Source organism: Paraburkholderia sp., assembly GCF_036488505.1.
In the GTDB taxonomy this organism is placed as follows: Bacteria; Pseudomonadota; Gammaproteobacteria; order Burkholderiales; family Burkholderiaceae; genus Paraburkholderia.
In genome coordinates this window covers 1-10,455 of record NZ_DASXHN010000158.1, presented here as the reverse complement: position 1 = coordinate 10,455, position 10,455 = coordinate 1, and the positions used below count along the sequence as shown (strand labels likewise).

The following is a 10,455-nucleotide window of genomic DNA, read 5'->3' as shown; positions in this document are numbered from 1 at the left end:
CTCTCTGTCGAGGAGAAAGATTATGCCGTACGTGAACATCAAGGTAACGCGCGAAGGCACCGCGCCGGGCGCAACGGCCACGACGCCCGAGCAGAAAAAGGCGCTGATCAAGGGCGTAAGCGATCTTCTGTTCGAAGTGATGGGCAAGCCGCCGCAATCGACGTTTGTCGTGATCGACGAGGTCGACATGGAGAACTGGGGTGTCGGTGGACTGACGGTGCCCGAGTATCGCGAGCTGAAAAGCGACACGGCGGCGGGCACGCCGAAGCGGTAGATAAAAGGCGTACTGGTCGTATCGCGGCGGCAGCTGCGCTCGTCGCTTGGACAGTGCCGGACGCCGGGCCGCCGCGGATGACCGGCAGTACATCGGCGCGCTGGTGCTTCAGCGATACTTCGTCGGACCGGGCGGCAAGTCGCTCGCGGAACGATGATGGGTCGGGCCAGCGTTTTAGCGGCACGCGTCGCTTTTGATTGTTTTGCGCATGCGTTCTGTTTCGGCGGTTTTGCACATTGCGATCGCGGTGGGCAACATCGAACCGCCGCCCCATTCGCGCGAGGCCGACTTCAGGCAGTTCGCGTCGCGATGTTCTTTCCACGCGTCGATCGTGCTTCGCAGCGCTGTCTTGCAGGCCGTCGACGAACCGGCCATTGCATTGACGACATCGTCCAGTTTCTGTTCGGCGGCGAGCTGATCGCGCCATGCGCACAAGTTCATGTTGGTCTGAGTCGCGTCGCAATCCGATAGGGCCGCGGCGACTTCGCTTGCCGGCAGTCCACTGCGCTGCGCGATGTCGTCGATTGGATTCGAAGCGGTTGCCAGCACGGAAGTGCTGACGAGCGCCAATGCCAGAACCAGGTATTTCATAGACCTCTCCCAAACCCCACCAACCCTCACCGCGCCCCCAACGCCCCCAACGCCACGAACCGCTCCAGATGATGATCCTCATCGCCAAGCTGATGATCGATCATCACGAGGCGTTTCGCGTAATGCGCGAGCGGCAGCTCCCACGTCATGCCGATCCCGCCGTGCAACTGGATGCATTCCTCCGCGACCCGCGTGCCGATGCGGCCGATGCTGTACTTCGCCGCCGACACCGCGCGCTCGCGTGCGATGCGTTCGCCATCGAGCGCCGCCGCCGCGTTGATCACCGCCGAGCGCGCCTGTTCGATGTCGAGCAGCAGATCGGCCATCCGGTGCTGCAACGCCTGGAAGCTGCCGATCGGCACGCCGAACTGCTTGCGCGTGCGCAGATAGTCGAGCGTATAGTCTTTCGCGACATCCATCGCGCCGAGCGCTTCCGCGCACAGCGCGAGCACGCCGCCGCTCACCGCGTATTCGAGCGTCGCGAAGCCCGCGTGCGCCGCACCGAGCAGCGCATCCTCGCCGAGCGCGACGCTGTCGAACGTGACTTCGGCCGCGCGTCCGCCGTCGATCTTGCGATAGCCGCGCACGCCGACGCCCGCTGCATCGCGCGGCACCGCAAAGAGGCTGATGCCCGCTTCTGCATCGTCGTCGCCGCTCGTGCGTGCGCAGACCAGAAACAACGATGCGTGCTCGCCATGCTGAACCACCGCCTTTGCGCCGGTCAGTGTCCACCCGCTGTCATTAACGCCGCGCTGCGCGCGCGTCGTCACGCGCGCAAGCTCATAGTGACTATCCGGCTCCGCATGCGCGAACGCAACGATCCGCGAGCCGTCGATCAGCTCGCCAAGTGTCGCCTTGTGCGCAGCGCCGCCGCTGCGCGCAATCGCGCGGCCGACGATCAGCGTATCGAGAAACGGTTCGACGACGAGCCCGCGACCCAGGCTCTCGAACACGACGGAGATATCGAAGCCGGCGCCGCCGAACCCGCCGCTCGCTTCGTCGAACAGCGCGCCGATGATGCCGAGCTCCGCGAAGCGTGCCCATAACTCGGCGCTGAAGCCGTGCTGCGAGCGCGCGATCTGGTCGCGCGTCGCGAAGCCGTACTGCTCGCTGATAAAACGGTTCAGCGTATCGGCCAGCATGCGGCGGTCTTCTGTGTGCTGGAAGTTCATGACGTGTGCGTGCCTCAGAGTCCGAGGATCATCTTCGCGATGATGTTTTTCTGGATTTCATTCGAACCGCCGAAAATCGACAGTTTGCGATTGTTGAAGTACTGCGCGGCGGCGCTCGCGGCTTCGTCCGGGCCGACCGGCGTCCCATCGAAGCCTTCATCCAGCGCTGCTTCGACGAACGGCTGCGCGTAGCTGCCCATCGCGCGCCGGGTCAGCGACGAGATCTCCTGACGGATCTCGGTGCCACGAATTTTCAGCATCGAGCTCTCGGCGCCCGGCACGCCGCCACCGGCCACCGCCGCGATCACACGCAGGTTGGTCGTCTTCATGTTCTCGAGATCGATTTCGACACGGGCCATGCGCGCCGCGAACGCCGGGTCTTCGGCCAGCGGGCGGCCATTGCGGCGCTGCGTCGCGGCGATCTTGCGCAAGCGGTCGAAGGCGGCCACCGAAAAGCCGACGCCCGCGATATTGGTGCGCTCATACGTGAGCAGATATTTCGCGTAGGTCCATCCCTTGTTCTCTTCGCCGACGAGGTTCTCGGCCGGCACCCGCACGTCGGTGAAAAACACCTCGTTGACTTCGTGTTCGCCGTCGAGCGTGATGATCGGCCGCACGTCGACACCAGGCGTATTCATGTCGATCAGCACAAAGCTGATGCCTTCCTGTTTGCGCACGTCGGTCGCGGTGCGCACGAGGCAGAAGATCATGTTCGCGTAGTGGCCGAGCGTGGTCCACGTCTTCTGGCCGTTGACGATGTAATGCTCGCCTTGCGCGTCGTGGCCGCGCACTGCCGTGGTCTTCACCGACGCGAGGTCGGAGCCCGCGCCCGGTTCCGAATAGCCTTGGCACCACCAGTCCGAGCCGTCGAGAATGCGCGGCAGCCAGTGGCGTTTCTGCGCATCGCTGCCGTATTTGATCAGCACGGGCCCCAGCATATTGACGCCGAACGGCACGATGCGCGGCGCACCGGCGAGCGCGCATTCGTTTTCGAAAATGAATTTCTGCACCGGGGTCCAGTCCGGGCCGCCATATTCCTTCGGCCAGTGATTCGCGAGCCAGCCTTGCGCGTTCAGAATCGCGTGCCACTCGGCCATGTCGTCGCGCGTGAGGCGACGCCCGCCGTGCACCTTGTCGGCGAGACGCTGGGGCAGCCGGTCCCGCAAAAAGGCCAGCACGGTGGCGCGAAACGCTTGTTCTTTGGGGGTGAAGTTAAGATCCATCGCAGGTTCTTCCGTCAGGGTTCGGCGAGATGCCGGGTGAGGTATGCGTTCAAGCGTGCGGTCGACCGCACGGATTGTCAGCGCCGCTCGCCGTCATCGCATCGGTTTTCAGACCGTTTTATTCAGGCTCGCAAAATCCTCGCCGCGCTCGACGAGTTCGATCAACAGCGGCGACGGTTGCCAGAACAGCGGGTCTTCTTTCGCGAATTCGCGAAGGTCCGCGAGAATCTTCGGCAGACCGACTATATCCGCGTATTTCATTGGACCACCGCGATAGCGCGGAAAACCGTAGCCATACAGGAATGTCACGTCGACATCGAGCGGGCGCAGTGCGATGTGTTCGTGCACGACGTTCGCGCCTTCGTTGATCATCGCGGCCATACAGCGGCGGATGATGTCGTCGTCGCTGAACGTGCGCGGCGTGATGCCGGCGCGCCGACGCTCGGCGTCGATGATCGCTTCGACTTCCGGATCGGGCGTACCACTGCGCGAGCCTTCCAGATATAGATAGAAGCCGCGGCCGGTCTTCTGGCCGAACCAGCCGCGCTCGCACAGGCGGTCGGCGATCTGCACGTAGCGCGCGTGCGGATCGCGGGTTGCCGCGCGGCGCTTGCGCGCGGCCCAGCCGATATCGCCGCCCGCGAGATCGACCACCTGGAACGGCCCCATCGGAAAGCCGAATGCGCGCACGGCCGCGTCGATCTGGTACGGCGACGCGCCATCTTCCATCAGCGCGTCGGCGGCGGCGCGATAGACGGCCAGCACGCGATTGCCGATGAAGCCGTCGCACACGCCCGCGCGCACCGGCACCTTGCGCAGCTTCTTCGCGAGTTCGAACGCGGTCGCGACGCCATCCGCGCTGACCTGTTCCGGCACCACGACTTCGAGCAGCTTCATGATGTGGGCCGGCGAGAAGAAGTGCAGGCCGATTACGTCGGCGGGGCGCGAGATGCTGGCGGCGATCGCGTCGATGTCGAGATACGACGTGTTGGTCGCGAGCAGCGCGCCCGGCTTGCAAACGCGATCGAGTTCGGCAAACGCCGCCTTTTTCACATCGAGGTCTTCGAACACGGCTTCGATCACGAGGTCCGCGTGCGCGAGTGCATCGTACGACGTGCTGCCGCGAAAGCGCGTCATCATCGCGGCTTTCTGTTCCGTCGTGAGCCGGCCTTTCGCAATCAGCCCATCGTAGACCTTCTCGACATGCGCGCGACCGCGCGCGAGCGACGCGTCGTCGCGTTCGATCATCGTGACCGGCAGGCCCGCGTCGAGTACCGCGACCGCGATGCCCGCGCCCATCGTGCCGCCGCCGACCACGCCGATCGAATCGAGCGCGCGCGGTTTCGCGTCGCGCGTTTCGGGCGCTTTCAGCACCTCGCGCTCGGCAAAGAACGCATGAATCAACCCGGCGCGCTGCGGACTGTCGATGCATTCGAGAAACAGCTTGCGCTCGGTGCGCAGGCCTTCGTCGAAAGGCTGTTCGATCGCGGCCTCGACCGCTTCGACGATTTTCAGCGGCGAGAACAAGCCGCGCGATTGCTTCGCAGTCTGCTCGCGCGCCGCAGCGAGCGCGGCGAGACTCGCGGCGCGATCGCTCAGCGCGTCCGCATCGCGTGTGCGGCGCACCGGCGCTTGCGCGGCGAGCAGTTCGTGCACATAGGCGAGCCCTTCGGCGAGGATGTCGCCACTGTCGCCCACGCGGTCGATCAGACCGAGCGCGAGCGCTTCGTTCGCGCTCGCGTGGCGGCCACTGAGGATCAGATCCAGCGCGGCTTTTGCACCGATCAGGCGCGGCGTGCGCTGGGTGCCGCCGGCGCCCGGCAACAGCCCGAGCTGGACTTCTGGCAGGCCGAGCTTTGCGCCGTCGACCGCGATCCGGTAATGCGCGGCGAGCGCCACTTCGAGCCCGCCGCCGAGCGCGGCGCCGTGAATCGCCGCGACGATCGGCTTCGCGCACGCCTCGATGCGATTGCATACGTCCGGCAGCGATGGCGGCACCGGCGGTTTGCCGAACTCGCGGATATCGGCGCCCGCGATGAAATTGCGCCCCGCGCCGACGATCAGCACGGCCTGGACGGAGTGGTCGGCGTCGGCCGCCTCGATCGCGGCGGCGAGACCGCGCCGCACGTCGGCGGACAGCGCGTTCACCGGCGGATGGTCGATCGTGACAAGCAGCACGTTGCCGCGCAATTCGCGCATGACGGCGTCGGCGCGACGGGTGGGGGTCATCGTGGGGGTCTCCTGGATTGGGCGAGGGCGCGGCTGTTGTACGGGACTGAAGGAATGCGTCGCGCTGTATCGCCCCATTTTGGAGTCGTCAATGCGCGTTGACAATGACATCGACGATTGACAGACTGTCAAAATTCCTTTGACAATGGCGCGCCAATGGACGTCAATTCCCTGACCCTGCTAGTCGATATCTTCGATGCCGGCAATCTGAGCGAAGCTGCGCGGCGGCTGAAAATGAGCCGCGCGAATGTCAGTTATCACCTGAATCAACTCGAACGCTCGGTCGGACTGCAACTCGTGCGGCGCACGACCCGCCGCGTCGAGCCGACCGAGATCGGCCTGCGGCTTTACGAACACGGCCGCACGATCCGCAACGCGTTGCTGGCCGCTCACGAGTCGGTCGCGACACTCGGGCAGAGCCTGCAGGGCCGAGTGCGCCTGAGCGTGCCGAGCGGCTATGGTCAGATCGTGATGTCCGACTGGCTGATCGCGTTCAAGCGGCTTTATCCGGGCATCGTGCTGGATGTGATGTTCGAAAACCGCGTCGAGGATCTGATGCGCGACGAAGTCGATATCGCGGTCCGCGTGATGTCGGAGCCGCCGCAAAATCTGGTCGCGCGCGATATGGGTCCGGTCCGCTACGTGGCGTGCGCATCGCGTGAGTTCGCGCGCACGCATGGCCTGCCGGCGACGCTCGACGATCTGCGCGCGGCGCCGCTGATCACCGCGGCGGTGATCGGCAGGCAATTGCGTCTGGCCGCCTATCTGCGCGACGAGCGCGACGAGGTACTGCTGGAGCCGACGATCATCTCCGAAAACTTTCTGTTCTTACGCGACGCGGTGCTGGCCGGGCTCGGCGTCGGACTGATGCCGGACTACGTGGTGCAGGACGACGTGCTGCGCGGCGACGTGCTGACCGCGCTCGATCAATGGCGTCTGAGCATCTTCGGCACGCACATGTACCTGCTTTACATGCCGAACCGGCACCACACGCGCGCGGCGGCGACCTTTATCGAATTCATCCTGGAGCAGGCGAATGACGCGGGCAGGGGGCGAGCCCGCTGATCAGGGGAAGCCACGCGCGGCGAGCTGGCGGCCAGACAAGCGGGCTGGATAAAGCGGGCCAGACGAAGCGGGCCAGACAAAGCGGGCTGGACGAAGCGGCGCGCGAGTCGTCCTATACGCCCAGCCTGCGCGTGATCGCGGTCCTGACCATCGGCATGCCGACGCGCAGCAGCTTGCGCATGCCTTCGTCGCTGCCGACTTTGTCGACTACGTTGTCGATCATCGTCTGCATTACGTTGGCCGGATAGAACTCGCGGAACAGGCCGTTCGCGCCGGTTTGCGCGAATACGTGATGCAGGAACGAACCCGCGGGCGGACCGATTCGCTTGAACAGGCCCATTTTGACCACGCGGTTGTTCCACAGATGCAGCGTATACGCGTTGGAGCACAGCGCCGCGCATTCGTCGAAGTAACGCGGCAAAAACACCTTGTAGTAGTCGTCGAAATGCACCGGATAGAACAGGCTTTCGGCAAGCCCGGCCTTCACGCCGTAGATGGCGGTGAGCAGACGCGGGCCCGTCGCGCCCCAGCTGAGCGCGGTCCCTTTCATTGCCTCTGTCCGCTTGATGAGCTCATGCAGCTGCGGCTTCGCGGGGTCGAGCCGCAACAGCGCGGTGCAGATGCTGGTCGGGCTTTCCTTGCCGATCAGGTCGCCGTTCGCGTTCAGATCGAGATCGCGCAACAGCAGCATGTCGGTGTCGACCCAGATCTCGTCGGTCTTCGTAAACATCACGAAGCGGAAATAGTCGGTGAAATGCGCCATCGACGGCACACCGTTGATCGGAAAATCGTTCAGCGAATCGCGCGGCAGGATCTTGCTCGCATCCTTCGCGATCACGCCGCCCGGCAGGTTCGCGATCGGCTCGTAACTGTAGAGCGCGACCTCGCTGCCGTACGCGGCAAACGAATTCAGACAGGCGATTTCATAGGGGGACAGCTCTGGACCGTGCCAGAACGATGCGAATCTTGCGTTGCTCATAAACCATCCAGGGAAGGATCATATCCACGCGTCGCACAGGCGACTTTATGACGGCCGCACGCGGCGACGTTCATTGATGCTAGATGCGCATTGACCTGGTCTGACGTAAAGGGCCTTAATCGCACAGGAGTTGTCGCAAAACGCTGAGCCGCGATCGGCCCGGCGTCTGCTGTGCGGGGAATCCGGCGGCGTCGGCTGGCGGTACGATAAAGGCGATACCAACAAGCAGGAGACGACGATGAACCTGGACGGCCAGACTTACGATTCCCTCACGGCAAACTTTGCATGGCACATTCCCGAGCGCTACAACATTGGCGTCGACGTCTGCGATAAATGGGCCGATGGCTCGGGCCGCCTTGCGCTGATCTATGAAGACGCCCACGGCCGCACGACCCGCCACACGTTCGACGAACTCAAGACGCTATCGGACCGTTTCGCGAATGCGTTGCTGGGCTCTGGCGCGCAGCGCGGTGACCGGGTCGGCATCTTCCTGTCGCAATCGATCGAAACGGCGATTGCGCATCTCGCCGTGTACAAGGCCGGCATGATCGCGGTGCCGCTTTTTGCATTGTTCGGCGTGGACGCGATCGAGCACCGGCTCGGCGACAGCGGCGCGGTCGCGTTGATCACCGATGAATCCGGCGTGCGAAAGCTGGATGAAATCCGCGCGGCATTGCCGGCATTGCGCGATGTGTTCAGCGTCGATCTCGATGATGACGAGTCATCGCCCGCGTCATTGCCCGCTTCATCGCCCGGGTCATCGCCCGCGCCGGTCGTCACGCGTTCGTTCTGGCACGCGCTCGACAATGCGTCCGCGGTTTTCACGCCAGCGCCCACCCGTGCCGACGATCCCGCGATCATCATCTATACGTCGGGCACGACCGGCAAACCGAAGGGGGCGTTGCACGGGCATCGTGTGTTGCCCGGTCATCTGCCCGGCGTCGAGATGTCGCAGCAAGGCTTTCCCGCGCACGCGACGCTGATGTGGACCCCCGCGGACTGGGCGTGGATCGGCGGCCTCTTCGACGTGCTGCTGCCGTCGTGGCATCACGGCGTTGCGGTGCTCGCGCGCCGCTTTGCGAAATTCGACGGCGCCGCGGCGTTCGATCTGATTGCGCGTCACGCGGTGTCGCATGCGTTCCTGCCACCGACCGCGCTGAAGATGATGCGCGGCGTCGAGCGTCCCGCGCATGTCCGTCTCGCGTTGCGCTCGATTGCGAGCGGCGGCGAATCGCTCGGCGAGGAACTGATCGACTGGGGCCGCGCGACGCTCGGCGTGACGATCAACGAGTTCTATGGGCAGACCGAGTGCAACGTCGTGGTGTCGTCGTGCGCGGCGTTGTTCGAGCCGCGCTTCGGCGCGATCGGCCGCGCGGTGCCAGGGCATCACGTCGCGATCGTCGATGCGCAGGGTAACGAACTGCCGCCGGGTGCGATCGGCGATATCGCGGTGGCCGCGCCCGACCCGGTGATGTTTCTCGGCTATTGGCACAACGAAGCCGCGACGCGGGAGAAATTCCGCGGCCGCTTTCTGCTGACGGGCGATCTCGGCGCGCGCGACACGGACGGCTTCATCCGCTTCGTCGGCCGCGGCGACGACGTGATTACCAGTGCCGGTTATCGGATCGGGCCGGCGTCGATCGAGGATTCGTTGCTACGCCATCCGGCGGTGGCGATGGCCGCGGTGATCGGCGCGCCGGATCGCGAGCGCACCGAAATCGTGATGGCGTTCGTCGTGTTGAAAGAGGGCTTCGCCGGCGACGATGCGCTGGTGCGCGAAATCCAGCAACACGTGAAGACGCGTGTTGCGGCGCACGAGTATCCGCGCGAGATACGCTTCGTCGAAAGCCTGCCGATGACGGCGACCGGCAAGGTCATCCGCAAGGCGCTGCGCGAGTCGCTGATGCAAGACCCGGATGAGCCTGCCGCGAAAAACTGAGTAGCAGCGACACCGGTCGCGCGCCGCCATCGATTCGCCGCGTCGAAGGGCGCCGGTATGCGAGCATGTGCATGCTACGATCGCCGATCCACTATCCCACATGACGACGGAGACACCGGATGCGCCCGGAGAGTGCAGTTCGATTCGACAACGAGTTCGCGCCGCGCATCGCCGCAACGATTGCCGCGTGCTTCGCGAAAACGGTGCATACCGAGGTGCTGCCGCACGGCGGCCACGGGCAGCCGACGCGGGTGCGGATTCACGCGGCGCCGCTCGACGACCTCGGTCACTATCCACATCCGTTGAATCTCTATCTGACCTGGGACAGCGACGAAATCGAAACGCTGATGGGCGACGACGGGCCGCCGCGCTTCGCCCGCTATCTGGCCGCGCTGCCGCGCAAGCTCGATGCGTGGACTCAGGCGCGCGAAGTCGATTTCCTCACGCATACACAGGGCGAGCCGGTGATGCTGCTCGGCGGGCTCGATTTCGGCGCGTAAGCGCGGGCGTTTGCGTGTGCTTTCTGATTGGATGGGCTGATGACGCGCTCATAGAGCAACGGCCGCTGCGCTCGCACGCGCAGCGGCCGTTGCCTTTTCACAAGTACCGCGGGGCAAAAAAACCGGCTTAGCTTCCCAACGCCGGATCGCTCATGCTGCTCTTGCCGGTCTCGACGTGACCCGCGAGGCGCCGCGCGAACGACGCATCGGAATCGACGGTGATCGCCAGGTCATACCAGCCGTGCGCGTTGCGCAGATCGAGGTACAGGTTATCGTTGTCGCCGCCGCGCACCGAATGCCGGATCACGTTTTTCGGGTCGTACGCATTGACGATCGTGAACTGGCAACCCGTGCCGCCCACGTTCTCGAGCCGCAGTTGCAGATTGCCGTTCGCGACGTCGTAACCTTCGACGACATCCGCCCGCGCAGGGCTTGCCCCATGCGAGTTCTTGCGCGCGGCAACGGTGCCCGCAAAGCGCCGCA

Annotated in this window: 10 protein-coding genes; 4 read left to right on the top strand and 6 right to left on the bottom strand. The window is 64.7% G+C overall.

The genetic code is table 11. The features are described from left to right. Positions 1-22 precede the first annotated feature (22 nt). Entirely contained in the window at positions 23-274 is a 252-nt protein-coding gene (locus VGH68_RS09315) for a 4-oxalocrotonate tautomerase family protein (protein WP_331603301.1), read from the top strand. A gap of 174 nt (positions 275-448) precedes the next feature. On the opposite strand, the gene VGH68_RS09310 is transcribed toward VGH68_RS09315, so the two are convergent. The 4 genes from VGH68_RS09310 to VGH68_RS09295 all read right to left on the bottom strand — a co-directional run bounded on the left by VGH68_RS09310 (position 449) and on the right by VGH68_RS09295 (position 5,489). Next, positions 449-865, bottom strand: coding sequence for a lysozyme inhibitor LprI family protein (locus tag VGH68_RS09310; RefSeq protein WP_331603300.1), 417 nt, complete (start codon positions 863-865; stop codon positions 449-451). A 26-nt stretch (positions 866-891) separates the two neighbouring features. Further along, positions 892-2,037 carry an acyl-CoA dehydrogenase gene (locus VGH68_RS09305; RefSeq protein ID WP_331603299.1) on the bottom strand — a complete coding sequence of 382 codons (1,146 nt, stop codon included), beginning with the start codon at positions 2,035-2,037 and terminating at the stop codon, positions 892-894. Positions 2,038-2,051: 14 nt separating this feature from the next. After that, positions 2,052-3,260: an acyl-CoA dehydrogenase family protein gene (locus tag VGH68_RS09300; protein ID WP_331603298.1), complete on the bottom strand. Its 1,209-nt coding sequence runs from the start codon at positions 3,258-3,260 to the stop codon at positions 2,052-2,054. 108 nt (positions 3,261-3,368) lie between these two features. After that, positions 3,369-5,489, bottom strand: a complete 2,121-nt coding sequence (locus VGH68_RS09295) for a 3-hydroxyacyl-CoA dehydrogenase NAD-binding domain-containing protein (RefSeq protein WP_331603296.1) — start codon at positions 5,487-5,489, stop codon at positions 3,369-3,371. Positions 5,490-5,645: 156 nt separating this feature from the next. On the opposite strand from VGH68_RS09295, the gene VGH68_RS09290 reads away from it, so the two are divergent. Further along, a complete protein-coding gene (locus VGH68_RS09290) occupies positions 5,646-6,554 on the top strand; it encodes a LysR family transcriptional regulator (RefSeq protein WP_331603295.1) in 909 nt (302 codons plus the stop codon). Between the two features lie 112 nt (positions 6,555-6,666). Here the strand turns inward: VGH68_RS09290 and VGH68_RS09285 are convergent, their stop codons facing one another. Then, positions 6,667-7,533, bottom strand: coding sequence for a hypothetical protein (locus tag VGH68_RS09285; RefSeq protein ID WP_331603294.1), 867 nt, complete (start codon positions 7,531-7,533; stop codon positions 6,667-6,669). 238 nt (positions 7,534-7,771) lie between these two features. Between VGH68_RS09285 and VGH68_RS09280 the strand changes: the two genes are divergently transcribed. Further along, positions 7,772-9,472, top strand: coding sequence for an acyl-CoA synthetase (locus tag VGH68_RS09280; protein WP_331603293.1), 1,701 nt, complete (start codon positions 7,772-7,774; stop codon positions 9,470-9,472). 119 nt (positions 9,473-9,591) lie between these two features. Continuing rightward, entirely contained in the window at positions 9,592-9,972 is a 381-nt protein-coding gene (locus VGH68_RS09275; RefSeq protein ID WP_331603292.1) for a DUF5594 family protein, read from the top strand. A gap of 127 nt (positions 9,973-10,099) precedes the next feature. Here the strand turns inward: VGH68_RS09275 and VGH68_RS09270 are convergent. Then, the coding region (locus VGH68_RS09270) for a phospholipase domain-containing protein (protein ID WP_331603291.1) at positions 10,100-10,455 on the bottom strand (356 nt) is incomplete at its 5' end.